Source organism: Kribbella sp. NPDC050241 (assembly GCF_044459685.1).
GTDB lineage: Bacteria > Actinomycetota > Actinomycetes > Propionibacteriales > Kribbellaceae > Kribbella.
Genome location: NZ_JBITJE010000006.1, coordinates 1 through 19,214 on the forward strand (window position 1 = coordinate 1; position 19,214 = coordinate 19,214).

A 19,214-nucleotide genomic window follows, 5' to 3' on the forward strand; every position below is an offset into this window, starting at 1 on the left:
GTCTTCCTCGAGGCTGGTTACGAGGTGGTGGCTTCGCCCACCCTGCGGCGGCGTGTGGTGCGGCGACGACTGGGCAACCATTCATGACCGTCGCCCGACGAAGGGACCATGTCGCTCGGACGTGCCGCAGATGGCGTGCGCTGCGGCAACCGGATCTGCCGCATTCCGCGCTCATGCCGGTGAGCGATTGTTGGCCACTCAAGCGATGGGCAACGCTCAGAGGTCTTCGTCGAGTGCGATTGATGCCCACTCAACGGAAGCCAGGTGTGAAAGTACGGGTGTCTCGATGGGTCGTGCCCACCCATGCTGATACCAGATCACAACGGCAATGCTGCGCTGGAGTGGATCGCCCGTCAGGGCGTTCGAGGAGAACGCGGCCTCGACGCGGATGGCCGGCAGTCTCGCCGCACCCCCGAATGGATAGTTCTCGAAGCCCTCAATCGGCTCCTGATCGACCGGTACCAGGTATCCGAGGTTCCGGTCGTGGCTGAGTTGCGCCTCGTTCATGCGCCGGTTCGGCAGGCCCTCCAGGAGGCCGTCGTACGTCAGCCGTTGGTGTAAGCGTGTGAGGCGAGGATCGACAACGCCGATACGAATCGGGACGGGAGTCACGGACCCATCGTGACAGGGGGCGCAGCGCACCAGCGCGAGCGTGCTACGCCGAGGGAGATTCGCCAGCTAACGCGATGCTTACAGTGTCCTCCGAGGAGAGTGTCGCCAGGTTTGGCGGCTCGCCTCCGCTCCGCGCCACGAGGGCCTCAACCGCTTCAGCAACACGGAGATGCCCGCCCCCGTCAGCTCCGACCAGGGGTAGCCAAACGTCCTACCGGATTCGGTCAGCCAGACTCCGTCCTCGTCAACGATCACACGGTCGGCCACCTGTGTACCTACCGATGCGCCGTGGTGATGGCCTCCGTTGCTCGGCTCTCGCGCCCTCAAGGTGGTCAAGTAGTCTGCCGAGCTGAAGCCAAGTCAGATCGGGGAGCAGGCTGCGTTACGTGCAGTCCCAGTACGCGAGTCCAAGCCCGCAGAGGCGACAGCGGAAGAGATAACCTGTCAGGTCTCCGTCAGCACTGAGGTTCCGCATCGCCGCGTCGTCCAAGCCTCCGTCCAAGCGGAGCGACTCCATCGCGCCGGGCAGTGCTGCCACGTCTTCCCAGCCGGCTCGACCGAGGAACTCCGCGCCGTCGGCGCAGTGGAACATCCAACGTTCCTGCTGCCACCCCGCGAAGCCTGGAGTCCGACGCACGATCTCGTCCAGTACCGCTGCCGGTACGTCGCTTGGCGCGCCATCCGCTGTCGTGAAGTCCGCATCGAAGTGGTCGGCCGCGCTTCCATCCGCAATGCACCACGGACAGAGGAACTCGACCTCCTCGACGGCGTACACCGGGCCGACGTACATGAGACCGCGAGCCTTGCCGCATCGCTCGCATACTTCCTCAGATGCAACGACAGATCCCGTCGCGACGGGGTCGGGGTGGTATGGGAACCGCGGCAGTCCGTCGCTCATGCCGGAAGCATCGTGGATCGGCGGACGCTGGCACAACCAGCCCGATGCGTCACGTACTCTCATGCCGCTGTGCGGGTGGGCGGAATCGCGGCCGCGGGTCGACCGAGTCGGCGGTTCATTCTTTCTTCGCAGCGGACACGTCCACGCAGACGATTCCCTGGTTGCCGTCCTGGTCGGCGATCACGGTGAGCGCGGGCGCGTTGCTCTCATCAACGACGGTCCCACCCGCGGCGACGGCGGCGGCGATCCGTTGATCGGCCACTTCGGGCGCCACATAGACCTCGACGTGGAACCGCTGACGCGGGGTCTCGTGCTCGTCGGCGTCCCCGAACCACAGATTCGGTACCCGTCCCGTGGCGTCTCGGATTTCGTCGCTGGGGGTTCCGCGGCCCTGGGCCTCAGCGCTCCCGGTCAGCAGGACGGCCCACATCGGGGCGATGGTCGCAGAGTGCGCCGTGTCGAGGCCGAGCTCGATGTCGCTGACCGAGGCCGGGTCGGCGTCGAACTGGTGGTTGGCGGCGATCTCGGTGATCCGTCGCGCGAGGTCGACGTCCTGCTGGGTCACCCATTCGACGACATGCTCGGTGCCCTCATCGTCGCGGTAGATGGCGTCGTCAGTGACCAGCTTGAGGTCGACGTACCCATTGCCGATCGACACGCGCGGGTGGTGGCCGAGAGCGTCGCCCGCCTCGCCCACCGCGGCGACGAACCGTGCGCCGGCGCCGAAGTCGTCGACCACGTACCGGGCGTGCAGTCCCTGGGCGAGCTTGCGCCAGTCGGTCAGGTTGGCCTCGGCGATCTGTTCGCCCCTCAGCATGTCCATACCCGGGGACCCTAGCTCTGATTCAGCCGCAGCGCCCGAGCTCATCGCTCACCCGCCGTCTAACGCATTGGCATGCCGCGGACAGGGCGGGGTTGGGTCTTGGGCGGCGGGCTGTGCGGCTTGCGTCAGAGCTCGGCGCGGAGGATCGACGCCGCGCCGGCCATGGCACGCATCTTTCCCTCCGCACTCGCGCGAGGGAGGTACTTCATCCCGCAGTCGGTGGCGATGGTGATCCGGTCCGGGGACGTGTACGAGAAGGCTCGCCGTACGCGATCGGCGACCAGCTCGGCGGACTCGACCTCGGGGTCGGACAGGTCGATGACACCGAGGATGACGGTCTTCTCGCTGAGGTCCCTCAGGACGCCGAGATCGAGACCCGACTGTGCGGTCTCGATCGAGATCTGGTCGGCCGAGCATCCGGCCAGCTCGGGGAGGAACGAGTACCCCTCGGGCCGTTCGTGGATGATCGCGGCGTACCCGAAGCAGATGTGGACGGCGGTGGTGCCGGTGACACCGTCGAGCGCGGCGTTGAGCGCGGCGAGGCCGTACTCGCGGGCCGCCTCGGGCCGTGCCTGCATGTACGGCTCGTCGATCTGGACCAGGTCGGCGCCGGCGGCGTGCAGGTCCTTGATCTCGGCGTTGACTGCGGCTGCGTACGCCAGCGCCGCCGACGCGAGGTCAGGGTAGTGGTCGTTCTGTGCCTGCTGCGACATCGTGAACGGACCGGGCACGGTCATCTTGACCTTGTGGTCGGTATTCGCCTTCAGGAACTCCACGTCGCGGACGCCGATGGGGCGCGGCCGCGCGATCGGGCCGGCGATCCGCGGCACCGGGTTGGGATGCCCGCTGCGATCGAGGGCCGACCCGGGGTTGTCGATGTCGACGCCCTCGAGGGCGGTGGCGAAGTGGTTGCTGTACGACTCGCGCCGCATCTCACCGTCGGTGAGGATGTCGAGTCCCGCCCTCTCCTGGGCGCGGATGGCCAGCAACGTGGCGTCGTCCTGCGCCTGCTCGAGGTACTCCGCTTTGACCCGCCACAGCTCCTTCGCCCGCACCCGCGGGGGGAAGCGGCCAGCGAGCTTGGCCCGGTCGATCAGCCAGTCCGGCTGGGCGTAACTGCCCACCAACGAGGTTGGCAGGATCGGCAGCGGGATCGATGTCGCAGTCACTCTCGTGACTGTAGACCTGCCGCCGCCCGTTGAGGAGGCGTCCGCTTCCCTCAAGGGTGCTTGGGAAATCCACTCAACGAGGTGCTCGACTGGCGCGTCTGTTCGTCGAGGTACTTCTGAACCGCCGACAGGATCCCCACCGATCGGTTGTCTGCAGCCTCGTCGTCCTCTGCCCCGGGAGACGGTACGACGACCGCCCAGCCATGCCACTCGAACACGACCGCATCCTGCCATCGAACCGACCGCACATACCGCGTTCCGCGCCTTCGAGAGACGCGCCATGTTCCTCACCAGGTGGTGAGGAACATGGCGGTGGAGTTATTTGGCTCGAGGCTGCGGCTTGAAGCGGCGGACCTCATGGGGCCAACCGCAGGCCTCCGCGACCTTGCCGGCCCACATCTTGGCGGTCTCGTCATCGGGCACGTTCACCAGAGCGAACCCGCCCAGAAACTCCTTGGTCTCCACGTAGGGCCCGTCGGTGATCAACACCTCGCCACTGGTGGGGTCGGCGCTGTAGATCGGGCCGTCCTCCTCCTCCAGACCCCCGGCAAAGACGTATACGCCGGCGGCCTTCATCTCCTCCGTGACCGCCATGGCGAGCGGCCCGCGCCCACGGAACCACTCCTCGGTGTGGTCGCCCACCCACTGCTGGTTGAAGTAGATGAGGTACTCGGGCATGTCTGCTCCTCCGGCTCCAGCGGACCCGCTGTCCGCCTCCACCTACGCTACGAACGGCCTCCGGTCGATCCGACAACCGACACCAAAAGACTTTACGGGCGTTGGATCATTGGGGTTCTGGTACCGCCCGCGGAGGTACGATCCTGAAGGTGGCGCAGTACCTGTTCAACCTCGTGAAGGCGGACGGCCACGCCGTACGCGAACTGGCCGCTGGGTTCCTGCGAGTCAGCATGTGGGGCATCGGCGCCGACGAGCCGCACGCCCACGCGCTTGCGTCCGGCGACCAGATTCTCCTCTATCTAGGCGCACCCGAGCGCGTGTTCATCGGCCGCGCCGACCTTGCCTCGGCTGCCCATGATTGGACACCGTCCGAGGCACAGGCGTGTCCGGGCGATTCCACTCGCGGAGTGTTGCTGGCTCAGGTCGAGGAATGGGACCCGCCCGTGTCAATGGGAACAGTGCTGTCGCGAATGGCCCCGTCCGAGAAGGCAAGGGCGGACTTCCAAACGGGCGTCGTTCGGATCACGGCCAACGAATACAAGACCGCCCTCGCCGTGGCCACCGAACGGTAACGCCCCAATCAGCCAATATTCCGGTTGCCTGGTTGTGAGTACTCGCCCAGACTCCGGTCGCGTGGATGATGGGGAGCTTGAGGTGCTGTTGAGGAACGAGCGGTATCCGCGGTCTGCTGGGTATTCGGCTCGGTGGATGGTTGACGGGGGGATGGGGCCGAACGCTGTGTGGCAGGCGGAGGCCTTGACTGATCTCATGCCGCTTGAGCCCGGTATGCGGGTACTCGACATGGGATGTGGCACCGCTTTGAGCTCGATCTTCCTGGCCAAGGAGTTCGGTGTTGAGGTGTGGGCGACTGACCTGTGGGTCAAGCCCGACGAGAACCTGCGGCGCGCGGCCGAGGCACACGCAGAAGGCGTGGTTCACCCGATCTACGCCGAAGCCCACGCCCTGCCCTTCGCCGAGGACTTCTTCGACGCGCTCATCAGCATCGGCGCCTACCACTACTTCGGCACCGACGACCTCTATCTCGGCTACTACTCACGCTTCGTCAAACGCGGCGGTCAGATCGGCATCGTTCAGCCCGGGCTCGCCGAGGAGTACGAGACGCTTCCCCCACCACACCTCGAGCCCTACTGGAAATGGGACTTCTGCGCATGGCACAGCCCCGCCTGGTGGCGCCGGCACTGGGAGAAGACCGGCCTGGTCACCGTCGAGGTCGCTGATCGACTGCCCGACGGGTGGCGAGACTGGCTGCAGTGGAACGAAGCCTGCGACCACGACAGCGGTACGCCGGGACAGGAAGAGGCGCAGATGCTTCACACCGACGCCGGCCGCACCCTCGGCCTCACCCGAGTCATAGCCCACCGCAACAACTAGCCGCCGCACAGTGCGTGGCACTGATGACGCGGCCGCTTCATCGACCTCGTGAGGTGCTCGCTGCAGCTCTGCTGGCGGTGGCGTCGTGGATGTCGTTGACTGTTGCCCTAGGCGGTTGAGCATCACGCGATGGCAACTCAGGAAGGTGGGACATGAGAGCTCTCCTCACGTCGAGCGGGGTCAAGAACGGCAGCATCCGCGACGCGCTGATTGACCTGCTGGGCAAGCCGATCGCCGAGTCCAACGCTCTGTTCATCCCCACCGCCCTGTACCCGTTCCCGGGCGGGCCCGGTATGGCGTGGGAGGCGATCTGCGGCAAGCGTTCGTCGTTGTTGTGTGGTCTGGGCTGGAAATCGCTGGGGATCCTGGAGCTGTCGGTCGTGCCGAGCATCGAGGAGGACACCTGGATGCCGACGGTCCGGGACGCCGACACATTGCTGTTCGGGGGCGGCGACCCGCTGTTTCTCGCCAACTGGATGCGGCGCTCCGGACTGACCGATCTCCTGCCGACGCTGCGCTCCGAGGCGGTCTATGTGGGTGTGAGCGCCGGGAGCATCGCAGCTACCTCCACGTTCGTCGAGACGTTCGTCGATCCGCCCCGCCCGAGCGACGGCCCGCTGAAGACGGAGAACGTCGTGTTCGCCACGCCCGAGGGTGACCTCGACAGAATCCTGGTCACGGGACAGGGAGCGGGACTCGTGGACTTCGGGGTGATCCCCCACTTCGAGCACCCGTGGCACCTCGACGCATCCGTGGCCAACGCCCAGAAGTGGGCGGCGCGGATCCCTGCGCCGACGTACGCAATCGACGACGACACCGCGATCAAGGTGGTCGACGGCACCGTCGACATCATCTCCGAGGGCCAGTGGAAACTGTTCCAGCCCTGACGAACCGAGGAGCTACGTGATCGGAAGGGCGATCACGACGACGTTGCTGAGGTAGACCTTGCCGTTCCAGTCCTCACAGGTCACGAGGACCAGCCGAGCACGAACACTCTGGTCGAACAGTTGCGTCGCCCTCTTCGCGAGCGCGGCTTTCCGGTACGTCGTCACCGACGCGACTCGGTAACGCAGCTGACCACGTACCGTCGACGCGACGACGACCGACCCGGGGACCAGCTGGTCGAGCTTGTCGAAGGCCCCACCACCGTTGTGAACCGTGTGCCCGGTGATGACCGCGGAACCACGCGCGCCGCCGGGCTGTGCGCCTCCTGACCACCAACCGACCGTCGACGGATCTGATGGCGGCGTCAGCGCACCGTGTGCGGCCTTGATGGCGATGACTGGAGCTTTGACGTCGAGTTGCGCAATGGTGAGGCTGGTCGGCCGGCCGGCGCGAGCCGCCGGGACACGGCCGGTCGACGAGGTCGTGGCAGCAGAGGACGAAGCTGCCCGAGGTGGTTCGGCGACCGCCCCGTTCGAGCGTCCCGCAACCGCTGCTGCCGGCGAAGGGGAGCCCGTCGGCGACGGCGAAGTACCAGCGTCGTCATTGAACTGCAGGTACGCGCCGGCAACGAGCACGCCCGCGCCGACAATCGCGACCGCCCCGCTCCACCGGAGTGGGGCGCGACGGCCGCGACGGCGGGCAGAACTCATGTCAGGCGCTGTGCCTTCCGCGTCGCCGGAGACCGACGACCACTCCACCGGCGAGCATCAGGCCGCCGGCCGCGAGCAGAAGACCACCCGTCAGGCTGAACGGGCTGTTGATCCCGGCAACCGAACTGGCCGAACCGCCACCGAGACCGGCGTCGACCTCGGTCGGCACACCGGGAGTGGGCGACTCCGAGTCCCCCGATACGTCGGAGGCCGGAGTCGAAGAGGTCGCGGTGGGCGAGGTCGACAGGGACTCCGACGGCGATGTTGACGGAGACTTCGACGGGGTCGTCTCCGGTGTGGTCGGAGGCGTGGTCGGCGGGGTCGTCTCCGGCGTCGTCGGAGGCGTGGTCGGCGGGGTCGTCTCCGGTGTGGTCGGAGGCGTCGTCGGCGGGCTGGTGGGCGGGGTGGTGGGCGGGGTGGTGGTGTTGCAGCCCTCGACCCAGAAGACCTTGTGCTTGACGTCGTTGCCGATCGAACCGGGGGCGTTGACGGTGAGCTTCACGTGGTAGCCCTGCTGGGGATGCGGCTGACCGGTGAACTTCAGCGTGTACGTCTCCCTGGCGTCGAGGTCGGTACCACCACCGGCCGCATCCTCACCGATGAACGGTTGCAGATTGCCGGACACCACCTGGAGGCCGGCATCCGCAGTCGGCGCCTGGTCCTCGAAGGTCACCGTCGCGTTGAACGACGGGTCCTTGTCGTAGTTGTAGAACTCGACCACGAACGTGCAGCCCTGGTGCGGGTTGTTGTCCGGTGGTCCGCTCTGGATGTCGTCGTCCTCGATCTTGACCGTGCCGTTGTTGCCTGGCGGGTTGCCTTTGTGGCCGTTGGCGGCGACCGACTGGTCGGCGTTGGCCGAAGGCGCCACCAGGAGAGCTGTCGCGCCGAGCAGCAGTGACAATGCTCCAGCCGCAGCGACGATGCTCGCGGCACGGGAACGGGTACCCACGGGGGTCATGTCTGTCCTCGAACGGTGCTGGGGATTGGTCCACGAGAAGTATTTCGGTCTCGTCACAGGAGTCAAGGTTGTTCGGTAACGATTGCCCACGCAGATGGACGGCGTTGTCCACAGGCCCTGTGTACAACCGCTGCCGGACTGTTGCCGATGACAAGGTCACCGGTACGTCGTCACCGGTTTCGGGAATACCTGAACCGACCGCATGCTCAACAGTCTTCAGAGCTTGGCCTGTTGCCAGCTGCGGCCGGCGATCTTGGGCGGGTGGGTCAACGAAGGCTGGATTGCGTGCCAGGTCGCGTCCCATGTTCGGGGTCGCTGCGAGAGGGTCTGGCAGACAGAGTGTGCGAGCTCGGCTGGGGTGTGGTCCGTCCATGGAAAGTCGACGAAGACCTGATAGCTGTTGCCGAGTTGGAGCGCTACCCGGAACACGGCTGAGTTCCGGTAGTCGTTGGCGACCCAACTCGGCTTCAAGCCGTGGGCGCGAAGTGCCTGCCGGTCGAGGTCGCGCAGGATCAGCCGTCCCGCGGTCCGGTCGGGTGTTTCCCAGTCGTAGTTGGCCGCCAGGCGCGCGACTTCGTTGTCGTACTCCGCCGCGGCGAAGCTGACTCCGCGATTGATGGGGACTTCGTAGAGCCAGTCCCAGTGGACCAGATCGTCGTCTCTCACGATCGTGACATCGGTCGAACCGCAGCCGTACACGCCGCACTCGCAGCGCGCGATGGGGATCGTACGGGCCCCGGCGGTGGCGACGAGACGGTTCTCAGGGACGAATACGTCGTACGGATCCATGCCAAGCCCGGCACCGGCTGCCGTCATCTCGACGCCGTTGACATAGACAAGTACCTGGAAACCGCTGCCGGACTCATCGGGTACGTCGGCGACCTCGAACCGGATCGCGTCCACTCCTGGGCGACGCACGGTCCCACCTCCGGCAGCAACGGCCTGACCCGACCGGAGCGTGCCCGGCAGAGGAATCTGGAGCTCGTCGAACGTGGTGCCGACCAGCTCCTCGAGATCACCCAAGCGGTCTCGCGGCGAGGCTCCCGCGAGTTCGCGCAGTGCCGGCGAGTCGAGTCCATCCCCGAGAGCGAGACACGCGGTGTCGATCAGATCGTCTGTGCCGAAGCCGGTTTCCGTGTTCCACCGCGCGACCGCATCGAAGAGTCGCTGCTCCGGGACTACCCGGTTCTGATCGTCGCTCACGGCAGCATCATCACCCAGAGCCCAGTGGCCCAGGTGCCGTGGGGTTTGTGGGCTAGGAGCTAGGTGTGGGCGGGGGTGTCGACCCGGGACATTAGACGGCATCACCGACGGGCGGGATCCGGGCGAGGCGGCGGACGGCGGCCAGGCCGTCGGGGGATCCGGGCCAGTGACGGTCGAGAGCTTCGCTGCCTGCCCGACGCGTGACTGAGCGCAGCGCGAACGCCACGATCACAGCGTCATCGGCGTACCCGATCACCGGGATGAAGTCGGGCACCAGGTCGAACGGCAGGGCAAGGTACGCGAGCAAGAGCCAGAGCCGGACCCGCACCCCACGCGGCAGCGTCGGATCGGCGGCGAGACGTCGCAGGAGTCGGACCAGATCGGGCAGCAGTCGCAGCGCATCACGGACGCGTAGTCCGTCCGGCCGACCGATCCACAGCGCGACGATCAGCGCCAGCCAGAGGAGCAGCACACCACCGACAACACCCGCCGCCACAGACCACCACGCCGCCGACATGCGACCATTCTGCCGAATTCACAGACGTGGCGAGCCGTTCTCCAAGTAAGCGGTCGTGGACGTCCGGGCGTTCAGGGCGGCCGTGACTCGGGCGTACTGGTTGGAGTCGAGGAGGTGCTCGGCCTCGGTCAACAGCACGAAGCGAAAGGTGCTCGCTTCGGTTGGGTCGAGGGCGATGCGGTCGATGTCGGACGGTGTGAGTACGCCGCCATCGAAAATGAACGCGACCACCTCGGTGAAGTCACCCAGCCGCGGCACCCAATCCACGGTGAGCAACGCGCCAGGCTCCACCACGAGCCCCAACTCCTCCTGGACCTCACGCTGGGCGGCGCGGCGTGGCGACTCGTCACGTTCGACCGCGCCACCCGGCAGGTCCCAGGTCGGCTTGTACGGCGGATCGAGCACCAGCAATCGCCCCGCCGGGTCGGTGAACAAGCAGTCGGCGGCCATCCGTTTGGTCGGGAACCTCGCGGTGAAATGAACCTCGTCAGTCACGTCGCCCAGAAAACCACAGGTGCTCGGGGGCAGTTTCGTGTTTACGCTCTTCGGGGAGGGTGAGGTGCGGATCCGGCTGCTTGGGGGATTTGGGGTCGATCGCGGGCAGTTGCCTGTCGATGGCCGGGCTTGGCGTCTGCGGAAGGCGCGGACGCTGGTCAAGATGCTGGCGCTGACGCGGGATCAGCGGCTGCACCGCGACGTACTGCTCGAGGCGTTGTGGCCGGACCGGGCGCCGACGTCCGCGGTCAACAATCTCCATCAGGCGCTGTACGTCGCCCGCCGGGTGCTCGCCGGCGACGAGTCGAGCGATGGCCTGCTCGAACTGCGCGACGACTTCGTGGTGCTGCGGGCCAATCACAGCGTCGAGGTCGACGTCCGGACGTTCGAGCGGTTGGCAGCGATGTCCCGCGCGAGCGGTGATCTCGCGGACCTGCGCGCCGCGGTCGCGGCGTACGCGGGCGATCTGCTCCCCGAGGACCGGTTCGAGGACTGGGCCGTCCGGCCGCGCGAGGAACTCCGGGAGACCTACTGCGACCTCCTCGTCGACCTCGCGGACGCGGCTGCCGAGGCCGGGGAGGACGCGGAGGCGCTCGATGCCCTGCAGCGCGCACTCGCGATCGACCCGCTGCACGAACGCGCCGTCCGCAGCCTGATGCGACGCCATACGACGATGGGCCGGCTGTCGGAGGCGCTGGCGCAGTACGAACGGTTGCGCGGCGAGCTGCGTACGACGTACGGCACCGATCCGGACCCGGAGACGCAACGGGTGTACCGCGACCTGCTGACCGGCAGCGTCACGGTCGACGACCCGCCGACGACGGCCCGGCACAATCTCGCACCGGCGTTGACGAGCTTCGTCGGGCGCGAGCGGGAGATCGCTGATGTCCATCGTCTGCTGGAGCGAGGCCGCCTGGTCACGCTCACCGGCGTGGGCGGTGCCGGCAAGACCCGGCTGGCGGAGGAGGCGGCCCGCCGGCTGCACGAGTACGCCGACGGCGTCTGGATCGCGGACCTCGTGCCGGTCGCGGATCCGCACCTCGTTGCCGATACCGTCGCGGCCGCACTCGGACTGGATCCCGCGGCAGGCTCGGACTCGTTGCGCACACTGATCACCCGCCTGGCTCCCCGAACCCTCCTCCTCGTGCTCGACAACTGCGAGCACCTGCTCCCCGCCTGTGCTGGTCTCGTCAGCGCAGTACTGCGAGGTTGTCCCGGCGTCACCGTGCTCGCGACCAGCCGCGAACCGCTGCATGCTCCGGGCGAAGTGACCTTCCGGGTGCCATCCCTCGAGCTCCCGGAGCCTGCGGACGCGGGTGATCTCGACCGACTCGGGACTCTGGCGTCAGTACGCCTCTTCGTCGAGCGCGCCCAGGACGTCCGCCCCGGCTTCGTCCTCGATGCGGACAACGCCGGCGCCGTCGTCGAGATCTGCCGCTGTCTCGACGGCATCCCGCTCGCACTCGAGCTCGCCGCTGCACGCGCCTCGCACCTCGAGCCGGCAGAGATCGCCGAGCGCCTCGGCGAAGCACTTCCGCTGCTGAGCCGGCACGGCGAGATCACCCGGCACGCGACGCTGCGGGCAGCGCTCGAGTGGAGCCACGCCTTGCTGTCGGACGACGAGCAGGTGCTGCTCCGCCGGCTCGCCGTGTTCGCCGGAAGCTTCTCGCTTCCATCGGCCGAGCAGGTGTGCGCCGACGAGCGGATTCCCGGTCCGACGGTGCTCGACTACCTCGGCCGCCTGGTCGACAAGTCCCTGTTGGTGGTTGACCACGACGGCCCTCGCTCCCGCTACCGCCTCCTCGACACCATCCGGCAGTTCGCACGCGAGCGGCTCGTCGCCGCGCGGGAGATCGGACCGCTCGAGGCCGCGCACTGCCGGCACTTCCTGGAACTGGCGTCCGACCAGGACCCGGAGCGAGCCAGCGTTGTCGTCGAACGTCCGCAGTTGCTGGACGCCGACCACGACAACCTTCGCGCCGCACTCGCCTGGGCGCTCCACCACGATCACGAACGGGCCCTGCTGCTCGGAGTGAGCCTGTCGCAGTACTGGCTGGCACGCGGTCATTTCGCCGAAGGAGCCGGCTGGCTCGAGCGCATTCTCGAGGCGGCCGCCCCACCGTCCCCGGAGCGAGAGCGAGCGTTCTTCGCGCTGGCGACCCTCGACGCTCGGAGGGGTCTGAGCGACCGGCTCCCAGGCCTCGGGGACGACGCCGTCGCTGTTGCCGCGCAGTCCGACGACCCTGCGGCCGTGGTGTCCGCCCGGGTACTGCGCGGCACTCTGCTGCTGGGGAACGGAGACCTCAATGAGATCGAGGAGATCGCCGCGAACGCGCTCGTCCGGGCCGACTTCCTGGCAGCGGCACCAGTGGCCGCCGCCGCCCGCGGGCTGGCCGCGATGGCTGCGCTCTTCCGCGAGGACGTCGTACCCGCTCAGGAACGGTTCGCCGAATGCCTGCGGCGGCTGAGTCTCATCGACGCGACCGCTGTCCCGTTCTTCCCCGCCGTCACGATGTGTATGCCGCTCGCGCCCGTCGATGGATCGCTGGTTCCGGTGTTCGAGGAGACCTTCCTGCTCGGGCGGCGGGTCGGCGCGGTACAGGGCCGTGGCTACGCTCTGTCCGCCTTCGCCGACGCCCATCGGCTGGCGGGCGACCTGGACGCCGCGCTGGACGCCGTACGGCGATCCGTCGACACGTTCGCCGGCATCGACGACGCGGCCGGGCTCGGCCACGCTCTCAACCATCTCGGGTGCATCGAGCGCGACCAGGGCCTGTTCGAACCGGCCGAGGAGCATCTCCGCGAAGCGCTGCGGATCCGCGAGCAGTTGGGAGATCGCCGCGGTGAGAACCTCAGCCTGGCGAACCTGGGGTTGCTGTCCGCAGCCGCCGGTGACGCCGGAGCCGGACGACGCCTCACCCGCATCGCCGTCGATCGCGGCGAGGCCGTCGACGACGTACCCGGCGCGGCGGGCGCACTGCTGAACCTCGTCATCGTCGAACTCTTCGCCGGCGAACGACACGCCGCCCGGCTGCTCGCCGAACAGGTGATCGAGGCCTTCCATCCGCAGGGGTACCTGCGCCTCGAGGCGTGGATACGGCTCCTCGCCGCCGAACTCGCCCAGGACGACGGTGACACCGAGACACTGGCCAGACACGGCCGGGCAGCGTCCGAACTCTTCGCCCGGCTGGGCTGCCACATCGGTACGGCGCGGGCCGCCGCCCTCCCACAGCGTCCGCTCACGGCTCGCTAAGTCACGCTAAGCCACTGCGAAGGCCGTCCTCCTAGCGTCGTGTCGTCCAGGAAAACCTCCTGGAGGGGACGAATCAGGAGTAGCGATGACAACGACGCAAGCGCGACAGGACACGCTCGGGGAGGCCACGCTCGGTGAGCTCGCCGAGGGACTTCGTGGCGAGCTGGTCCGCCCGACCGATCCTTCGTACGACGAGGCGCGGTCGATCTGGAACGCCGCGCACGACAAGAGACCCGCACTCATCGTGCGGTGCCGCGGGGTGGCCGACGTCATCCGGGCAGTCGAGTTCGCCCGGAGCGAGGGGCTCACACTGGCCGTCCGGGGCGGCGGCCACAGCATCCCGGGCTTCTCGACCACGGACGGTGGACTGGTGATCGACCTGTCCCCGATGAACGCGGTACGGATCGACCCCGACCGGCGCCGGATCGTGGCGCAGGGCGGATGTACCTGGGGAGATGTGGACGCCGAGGCACAGGCGTTCGGCCTGGCTGTAACCGGGGGTTTGGTGTCCACGACCGGTGTCGCCGGCTTCACGCTCGGCGGCGGGATCGGCTGGCTCGTCCGCCGGGCCGGCCTGGCCTGCGACAACCTGGTCGGGGCCGACGTCGTCACGGCGGACGGCCGGTACCTGCACACGAGCGAGGACGAGAACCCGGAGCTGCTCTGGGCGTTGCGTGGCGGTGGCGGCAACTTCGGCGTCGTCACGTCGTTCGAGTTCAAGGCGTACGAGGTCGGTCCGACGGTCTTCGCCGGTATCGTCTTCTACCCCGGCGACAAGGCGGCCGACGTACTGCGGGGATTCGGTGCGGCAGCGGCCTCGGCACCTGACGACTTGTCGCTGGCAATAAACCTCACCACGGCACCGCCGTTGCCGTTCCTGCCCGAGGAAGTGCACGGGAAGCCGATCGTCGCCGTACTCGGCATGTGGTCCGGGCAGGCCGAGGATGGTGACGCAGCGACCCGGCCGTTCCGTGAGCTCGCGCCTGTGGTCGCGGACCTGTTCGGTCCGATGCCGTACAACGCGATGCAGACGCTGCTCGATCCACTGTTCCCGCGGGGCATGCGGAACTACTTCCGGTCGGCGTTCTTCAGTGACCTCGGGCCGGCGACGGTCGCCGCGATCGTCTCGTCGCACACCCAGGTACCGAACGGCGTGTCCGAGCTCCACATTCACCATCTCGGTGGGGCGATGGGCCGGGTTCCGGCCGACGCCACCGCGTTCGGTACGCGGGACCACGAGTACATCCTCAACGTGGTCGCGCGGACCCCGGACGCCGATGGCTTCGACACCGCGGTTCAGTGGGCTCGCGCCGCGGGCGCCGCGCTCGGTTCGGACGCGGCGTCGTACGTGAACTTCACCGGCGAGACGAACCAGGACATCGTCCGTGCGTCGTACCCGCCGGCGACCTACGAGCGGCTCGTCGCGGTGAAGGACACCTACGACCCGACCAACCTGTTCCGGCTCAACCAGAACATCCCGCCGTCGGCGGGTTCGGATCGGCGACAGGGGTAGTCGCCGACTGCACAGGCCCGGCTCCGGATCAGGTGGTCCGGAGCCGGGCTGCGACACGACTCAGTCAGTTCTTCGGGCTCAGTTCTTGACGAAGTCGGCGAACATGCCGGGTTCGTACGAGCCGCCCGGAGTGCGCGGGATGACGTTCATCCGGTTGGCCGCGTTGATGATGGCGACCAGGGAGATCAGCGCGGCGAGCTGGTCGTCGTCGTAGTGCTTGCGGGCGTGCGCCCAGGTCTCGTCGGAGACGCCCTGGTGGGTGTCGGCCATCCGGGTGCCCTCCTCGGTGAAGGCGAGCGCGGCGCGCTCTTCCTCGGTGAAGACCGTCGACTCGCGCCACGCGGCGATCAGATTGAGCCGCGTCGGAGTCTCGCCTGCCGCGGCCGCGTCCTTGGTGTGCATGTCGATGCAGAAGCCGCAGCCGTTGATCTGGCTGGCCCGGATCTGGACCAGGAACTGAACGGTCTTCGGCAGCGTCGACTGCTCGAGCATCAGCGCCAGGCCGGCGAAGCGCTTGCCGAGCTTGGCGGCCCACTCGTTCTCCATCATGTTGAATCGGGCGTTCATAGCGTCGTCCTTCGGGTGTGATGTTGTGGTCGTGACGAACACAAGATGCCGACGGACCGATCCGCGTGACAGCGCGGTGAAGTGACGCACGCCACCCCGCCCGATCTGTCACAGAACGGCGGGTTCCGGTGTCTGATGGAAAACACCTTCGCCTGCGCAGAGGAGCCACCCATGGCCGGCCCGGATCCAGCCACCGAGGCGTTCGTTGCCCACCGCAACCTGCTGTTCACCGTCGCCTACGAACTGCTCGGCTCGGCCGCGGACGCGGAGGACGTACTGCAGGAGACCTGGTTGCGCTGGGTGGGCGTCGACCTCGACACGGTGCGGGACCAGCGGGCCTACCTGGTCCGGATCGCCAGCCGGCAGGCGCTGGGCCGCCTGCGGACGCTCGGCCGGCGCAAGGAGTCGTACGTCGGGCCGTGGCTGCCCGAGCCCCTGCTGACCGCGCCCGACGTGGCCGAGGACGTCGAACTCGCCGACAACGTCTCGATGGCGATGCTGCTCGTGCTGGAAACCCTCAAGCCGACCGAGCGGGCGGTGTTCGTACTGCGTGAGGTCTTCGCCCTCGAGTACGACGAGATCGCGGAAGCCGTCGACAAGACCCCGGCCGCGGTCCGCCAGATCGCGCATCGGGCCCGGGCTCACGTCGCGGAGCGCCGGCCGCGCGGGTCCGTATCCCCGGCCGAGTCCCGCGGCGCGCTGGAGGCCTTCCGTTGGGCGGTCGAAACGGGCGATCTGCAACGACTGCTCGACATGCTGGCGCCGGACGTCGTACTCCTCGGTGACGGTGGCGGCGTCAAGCAGGCCCTGCTGCGTCCGATCGTCGGAGCCGATCGCGTGGCGCGGTTGCTGGCGGCCGGCCTGCCCAACGTCGTCGGCGAGTTCACCGTCGAACCGATCCAGGTCAACGGCTCCCCCGCACTACTCCTCCGCCAGGACGGTGAGATCGAACAAATCGTCGCCGTACGCCTCGACGACGGCCTCATCACCGGCCTCTACGTCGTCCGCAACCCGGAGAAACTCTCCCACCTCGAGGAAGAAACCACCTTGAACCGCTGAGCGGGTCAAGTAGCTCCGCAGTACCCACCCAGGAGCGTGGTGAGTACTGCGCAGCCGCCTAGTTGGCTTCCTTCGTAGCCCAGTAGTGCCACTGTGGGGACGCGGCTGGGGAGCGGGTCAGGCCGTCCGGCCAGGTGGCCGGGAGGTCGTGACTCCGCGCCGCGTACAGGATCACCTCCGATGCGATGCGGTCGCCGCGGACGGCGACACGGGCAGCTGTCTCGGCACGCATGTCGGTGAGGTAGTGGATGGCCGGCAGGAACTCCGCGCTCAGCCGTGGACTCAGCCGCCCGACCGGTTCGTCGTCCAGCCGGACCTCGACCACGATCCGGTGCCGGTCGTTGAAGCTGTCCTCCTCCTCGATCGCGTGCATGGTGCCGTACGCCCAGCACTCGCCTTCCGCACGGAAGAACGGCGCGAGTACGTCGGGATGCACCTCACTGCCCGGTACGACGATGCCGCTGCCGGGCGGCAACAGGTGAAAGCTGCCCGGCGGAGGCAGATTCACCGGGACCAGCATGTGCGGCTGGCCGAGGGCCACCGCCACACTGGCATGGAACTCGGTGTCCTGGTCGCCCTTGCCGTCCCAGTCCGCCGGCTCCCACTCACTGACCCACAGATGGCACGGCACCTGCGGTTGCAGGCCTTGCGCCACCAGTTCTGACAACACCGCGTGGTACCGGTGCGCATCGTCCCTCGGCAGGTAGCCGACAACCTTCCCCTGCACCCGTACGGCGATCGATCGGGGGTCGAAACGGTTGTGCGGTTCCGGGACCAGGTCCGCGTCGGTGTCCAAGTCTGCGCCACGCGCTGGGATGGGGTCGGGAAACAGGCTTCGGATCGCCTGCTCGTGCGGAGCCTCCCGCACGACCTCCTGACCACACCACAGGGCGTCTCCCCACAGACTGAACGGAATCAGTTCCATCCGTGCCCTCCAGTCCACTTGACCGGCTTTACTCGGCTCATCCCGTCCAGGACCCTGGCCGTTACACCGAGTGAGCGTATGAAAACTAGACTGCCCAGTGAAGAGCCGTTTCACGCCTGGGGCAAGGGTCTGTTCTCCAATGGTGTCCCAGTCGTCCGTACTGTGGACGCGGATTGTCTTGTGCAGCGAGCGAATCGGCGAAGATCGTGCAAATGCACGGGAAGGAACGTCATGCAGGGCAGTAGTTCAGTCGCTCGATCGAACGCCGGTCCGGCCGTTGACGCGGCAGCGATCGAGGCGGCGGTACGGCGAATCGACGGTGTCGCGGTGCGTACACCGTTGCAGCGCAATCTCCGGCTGTCGGAACGCACCGGCGCGCAGGTCTGGCTGAAGCGGGAAGACTTGCAGATCGGCCGGTCGTACAAGCTCCGCGGCGCGTACAACCTGGTCGCCCAGCTCGACGACGAGGCGAAGTCGGCGGGCGTGGTGTGTGCCAGTGCGGGCAACCACGGTCAGGGGTTGGCGTACACGTGCCACACCCTCGGTGTGCAGGGCAAGGTCTATGTTCCGCGTACGACGCCGCGCCAGAAACGGGACCGGATCGCCGCGCTCGGCGGGAAGCAGATCCAGGTGATCATCACCGGTGACACCTACGACGATGCTGCCGCTGCGGCGCTCGCTGAGGGCGAGGCGACTGGCGCGACGATGGTCCCGGCGTTCGATGACCCGAGAACCGTTGCGGGGCAGGGGACTGTGGCTGTTGAGCTGATCGAGCAGCTCGGTCAGGCGCCGGACGTGTTGGTGGTTCCGGTCGGTGGTGGTGGGTTGGTTGCGGGCGTTGCGACCTGGCTGATGGAGCGGCATCCCGGCGTACGGATCGTTGGTGTGGAGCCTGCCGGTGCGGCGAGTATGGCGGCGGCGCTCTCGGCTGGTGAGCCGGTGACGTTGCCGCATCTGGACAGCTTTGTGGACGGGGCCGCCGTACGGCGTGTGGGAGACGTGACGCTGCCGTTGGTGGCGGCTGCCGGGGTCGAGATGATGTCGGTCCCCGAGGGGCTGGTGTGCTCCGAGATGCTCGAGCTGTACCAGACGGACGGGTTGATCGCGGAGCCTGCCGGGGCGTTGTCTACGGGTGCCTTGGGCAACGGTCTCGAGGTTCGGCCCGGTGAGACCGTTGTGTGCCTGCTGTCGGGCGGGAACAACGACGTCAGCCGGTACGGGGAGATTCTCGAGCGGTCGTTGGTGCATGAGGGGTTGAAGCACTACTTCCTGGTGACGTTCCCCCAGGAGCCGGGGGCGCTGCGTCAGTTCCTGGATGAGGCGTTGGGGACGGATGACGACATCACGCTGTTCGAGTACGTGAAGCGCAACAACCGGGAGACTGGTGTGGCGTTGGTCGGCATCGAGATCAGCCGGCCGACGGACCTCGACGGGTTGCTGGCGCGTATGGATGCCGCACCGCTGGAGATCGAGCGCGTCCACCCGAACTCCCCGGAATTCAGATACCTGATCTGAAGGCCCCACGCGCGAGAGGCCGGGCCGTGGGGTGGCTGGTGC

The 19,214-nt window shown here is 67.6% G+C and carries 19 protein-coding genes; 7 read left to right on the top strand and 12 right to left on the bottom strand.

The window, feature by feature from the left end; all coding sequences use genetic code 11:
- Positions 1-216: 216 nt before the first annotated feature.
- From ACIBG5_RS26730 to ACIBG5_RS26750, 5 genes are all read right to left on the bottom strand, one after another.
- Positions 217-612 carry a hypothetical protein gene (locus ACIBG5_RS26730; protein ID WP_396394176.1) on the bottom strand — a complete coding sequence of 132 codons (396 nt, stop codon included), beginning with the start codon at positions 610-612 and terminating at the stop codon, positions 217-219.
- A gap of 382 nt (positions 613-994) precedes the next feature.
- Positions 995-1,510 (bottom strand): CbrC family protein, encoded by a 516-nt coding sequence (locus ACIBG5_RS26735; RefSeq protein WP_396394177.1) that lies wholly within the window; start codon positions 1,508-1,510, stop codon positions 995-997.
- A 115-nt stretch (positions 1,511-1,625) separates the two neighbouring features.
- On the bottom strand, positions 1,626-2,333 hold the full coding sequence (locus ACIBG5_RS26740) for a 4a-hydroxytetrahydrobiopterin dehydratase (protein WP_396394178.1): 708 nt from the start codon (positions 2,331-2,333) through the stop codon (positions 1,626-1,628).
- A 125-nt stretch (positions 2,334-2,458) separates the two neighbouring features.
- The gene (locus ACIBG5_RS26745; protein ID WP_396394179.1) at positions 2,459-3,502 is read right to left on the bottom strand and encodes a uroporphyrinogen decarboxylase family protein; all 1,044 of its coding nucleotides are present in this window, start codon (positions 3,500-3,502) and stop codon (positions 2,459-2,461) included.
- 318 nt (positions 3,503-3,820) lie between these two features.
- A complete protein-coding gene (locus ACIBG5_RS26750) occupies positions 3,821-4,180 on the bottom strand; it encodes a YciI family protein (protein ID WP_396394180.1) in 360 nt (119 codons plus the stop codon).
- Between the two features lie 149 nt (positions 4,181-4,329).
- Here ACIBG5_RS26750 and ACIBG5_RS26755 point away from each other — a divergent pair, with 149 nt between their 5' ends.
- The 3 genes from ACIBG5_RS26755 (at position 4,330) to ACIBG5_RS26765 (ending at position 6,459) form a co-directional block, all read left to right on the top strand.
- Entirely contained in the window at positions 4,330-4,752 is a 423-nt protein-coding gene (locus ACIBG5_RS26755) for a hypothetical protein (RefSeq protein ID WP_396394181.1), read from the top strand.
- A 196-nt stretch (positions 4,753-4,948) separates the two neighbouring features.
- Positions 4,949-5,572 carry an SAM-dependent methyltransferase gene (locus tag ACIBG5_RS26760; protein WP_396394182.1) on the top strand — a complete coding sequence of 208 codons (624 nt, stop codon included), beginning with the start codon at positions 4,949-4,951 and terminating at the stop codon, positions 5,570-5,572.
- 152 nt (positions 5,573-5,724) lie between these two features.
- Positions 5,725-6,459, top strand: a complete 735-nt coding sequence (locus ACIBG5_RS26765; protein ID WP_396394183.1) for a Type 1 glutamine amidotransferase-like domain-containing protein — start codon at positions 5,725-5,727, stop codon at positions 6,457-6,459.
- Positions 6,460-6,471: 12 nt separating this feature from the next.
- On the opposite strand, the gene ACIBG5_RS26770 is transcribed toward ACIBG5_RS26765, so the two are convergent.
- The 5 genes from ACIBG5_RS26770 to ACIBG5_RS26790 all read right to left on the bottom strand — a co-directional run bounded on the left by ACIBG5_RS26770 (position 6,472) and on the right by ACIBG5_RS26790 (position 10,340).
- Complete coding sequence (locus tag ACIBG5_RS26770) at positions 6,472-7,167, bottom strand: class F sortase (protein ID WP_396394184.1); 696 nt, start codon at positions 7,165-7,167, stop codon at positions 6,472-6,474.
- Between the two features lies 1 nt (position 7,168).
- The gene (locus tag ACIBG5_RS26775) at positions 7,169-8,125 is read right to left on the bottom strand and encodes a hypothetical protein (RefSeq protein WP_396394185.1); all 957 of its coding nucleotides are present in this window, start codon (positions 8,123-8,125) and stop codon (positions 7,169-7,171) included.
- Between the two features lie 216 nt (positions 8,126-8,341).
- On the bottom strand, positions 8,342-9,328 hold the full coding sequence (locus ACIBG5_RS26780) for a hypothetical protein (protein WP_396394186.1): 987 nt from the start codon (positions 9,326-9,328) through the stop codon (positions 8,342-8,344).
- A 91-nt stretch (positions 9,329-9,419) separates the two neighbouring features.
- A complete protein-coding gene (locus ACIBG5_RS26785) occupies positions 9,420-9,845 on the bottom strand; it encodes a YkvA family protein (protein ID WP_396394187.1) in 426 nt (141 codons plus the stop codon).
- A gap of 18 nt (positions 9,846-9,863) precedes the next feature.
- On the bottom strand, positions 9,864-10,340 hold the full coding sequence (locus ACIBG5_RS26790) for an NUDIX domain-containing protein (RefSeq protein ID WP_396394188.1): 477 nt from the start codon (positions 10,338-10,340) through the stop codon (positions 9,864-9,866).
- A 64-nt stretch (positions 10,341-10,404) separates the two neighbouring features.
- Here ACIBG5_RS26790 and ACIBG5_RS26795 point away from each other — a divergent pair, with 64 nt between their 5' ends.
- Positions 10,405-13,593 (top strand): BTAD domain-containing putative transcriptional regulator, encoded by a 3,189-nt coding sequence (locus tag ACIBG5_RS26795; protein ID WP_396394189.1) that lies wholly within the window; start codon positions 10,405-10,407, stop codon positions 13,591-13,593.
- A gap of 85 nt (positions 13,594-13,678) precedes the next feature.
- Positions 13,679-15,106, top strand: a complete 1,428-nt coding sequence (locus ACIBG5_RS26800; RefSeq protein ID WP_396394191.1) for an FAD-binding oxidoreductase — start codon at positions 13,679-13,681, stop codon at positions 15,104-15,106.
- A 78-nt stretch (positions 15,107-15,184) separates the two neighbouring features.
- On the opposite strand, the gene ACIBG5_RS26805 is transcribed toward ACIBG5_RS26800, so the two are convergent.
- The gene (locus tag ACIBG5_RS26805) at positions 15,185-15,673 is read right to left on the bottom strand and encodes a carboxymuconolactone decarboxylase family protein (protein WP_360437254.1); all 489 of its coding nucleotides are present in this window, start codon (positions 15,671-15,673) and stop codon (positions 15,185-15,187) included.
- 171 nt (positions 15,674-15,844) lie between these two features.
- On the opposite strand from ACIBG5_RS26805, the gene ACIBG5_RS26810 reads away from it, so the two are divergent.
- The gene (locus ACIBG5_RS26810; protein ID WP_396394192.1) at positions 15,845-16,732 is read left to right on the top strand and encodes an RNA polymerase sigma-70 factor; all 888 of its coding nucleotides are present in this window, start codon (positions 15,845-15,847) and stop codon (positions 16,730-16,732) included.
- Positions 16,733-16,790: 58 nt separating this feature from the next.
- On the opposite strand, the gene ACIBG5_RS26815 is transcribed toward ACIBG5_RS26810, so the two are convergent.
- Entirely contained in the window at positions 16,791-17,657 is an 867-nt protein-coding gene (locus tag ACIBG5_RS26815) for a hypothetical protein (protein WP_396394194.1), read from the bottom strand.
- Between the two features lie 231 nt (positions 17,658-17,888).
- On the opposite strand from ACIBG5_RS26815, the gene ilvA reads away from it, so the two are divergent.
- The gene (gene ilvA / locus ACIBG5_RS26820; protein ID WP_396394195.1) at positions 17,889-19,172 is read left to right on the top strand and encodes a threonine ammonia-lyase IlvA; all 1,284 of its coding nucleotides are present in this window, start codon (positions 17,889-17,891) and stop codon (positions 19,170-19,172) included.
- Positions 19,173-19,214 lie beyond the last annotated feature (42 nt).

What these genes read in the sequence shown, in the direction of transcription:
- ACIBG5_RS26735 (WP_396394177.1), bottom strand. Translation starts at nt 1,510, where the DNA reads ATGAGCGACGGACTGCCGCGGTTCCCATACCACCCCGACCCCGTCGCG.
- ACIBG5_RS26740 (WP_396394178.1), bottom strand. Translation starts at nt 2,333, where the DNA reads ATGGACATGCTGAGGGGCGAACAGATCGCCGAGGCCAACCTGACCGAC.
- ACIBG5_RS26750 (WP_396394180.1), bottom strand. Translation starts at nt 4,180, where the DNA reads ATGCCCGAGTACCTCATCTACTTCAACCAGCAGTGGGTGGGCGACCAC.
- ACIBG5_RS26760 (WP_396394182.1), top strand. Translation starts at nt 4,949, where the DNA reads ATGCCGCTTGAGCCCGGTATGCGGGTACTCGACATGGGATGTGGCACC.
- ACIBG5_RS26765 (WP_396394183.1), top strand. Translation starts at nt 5,725, where the DNA reads ATGAGAGCTCTCCTCACGTCGAGCGGGGTCAAGAACGGCAGCATCCGC.
- ACIBG5_RS26770 (WP_396394184.1), bottom strand. Translation starts at nt 7,167, where the DNA reads ATGAGTTCTGCCCGCCGTCGCGGCCGTCGCGCCCCACTCCGGTGGAGC.
- ACIBG5_RS26775 (WP_396394185.1), bottom strand. Translation starts at nt 8,125, where the DNA reads ATGACCCCCGTGGGTACCCGTTCCCGTGCCGCGAGCATCGTCGCTGCG.
- ACIBG5_RS26785 (WP_396394187.1), bottom strand. Translation starts at nt 9,845, where the DNA reads ATGTCGGCGGCGTGGTGGTCTGTGGCGGCGGGTGTTGTCGGTGGTGTG.
- ACIBG5_RS26800 (WP_396394191.1), top strand. Translation starts at nt 13,679, where the DNA reads ATGACAACGACGCAAGCGCGACAGGACACGCTCGGGGAGGCCACGCTC.
- ACIBG5_RS26805 (WP_360437254.1), bottom strand. Translation starts at nt 15,673, where the DNA reads ATGAACGCCCGATTCAACATGATGGAGAACGAGTGGGCCGCCAAGCTC.
- ACIBG5_RS26810 (WP_396394192.1), top strand. Translation starts at nt 15,845, where the DNA reads ATGGCCGGCCCGGATCCAGCCACCGAGGCGTTCGTTGCCCACCGCAAC.
- ACIBG5_RS26815 (WP_396394194.1), bottom strand. Translation starts at nt 17,657, where the DNA reads ATGGAACTGATTCCGTTCAGTCTGTGGGGAGACGCCCTGTGGTGTGGT.
- ilvA (WP_396394195.1), top strand. Translation starts at nt 17,889, where the DNA reads ATGCAGGGCAGTAGTTCAGTCGCTCGATCGAACGCCGGTCCGGCCGTT.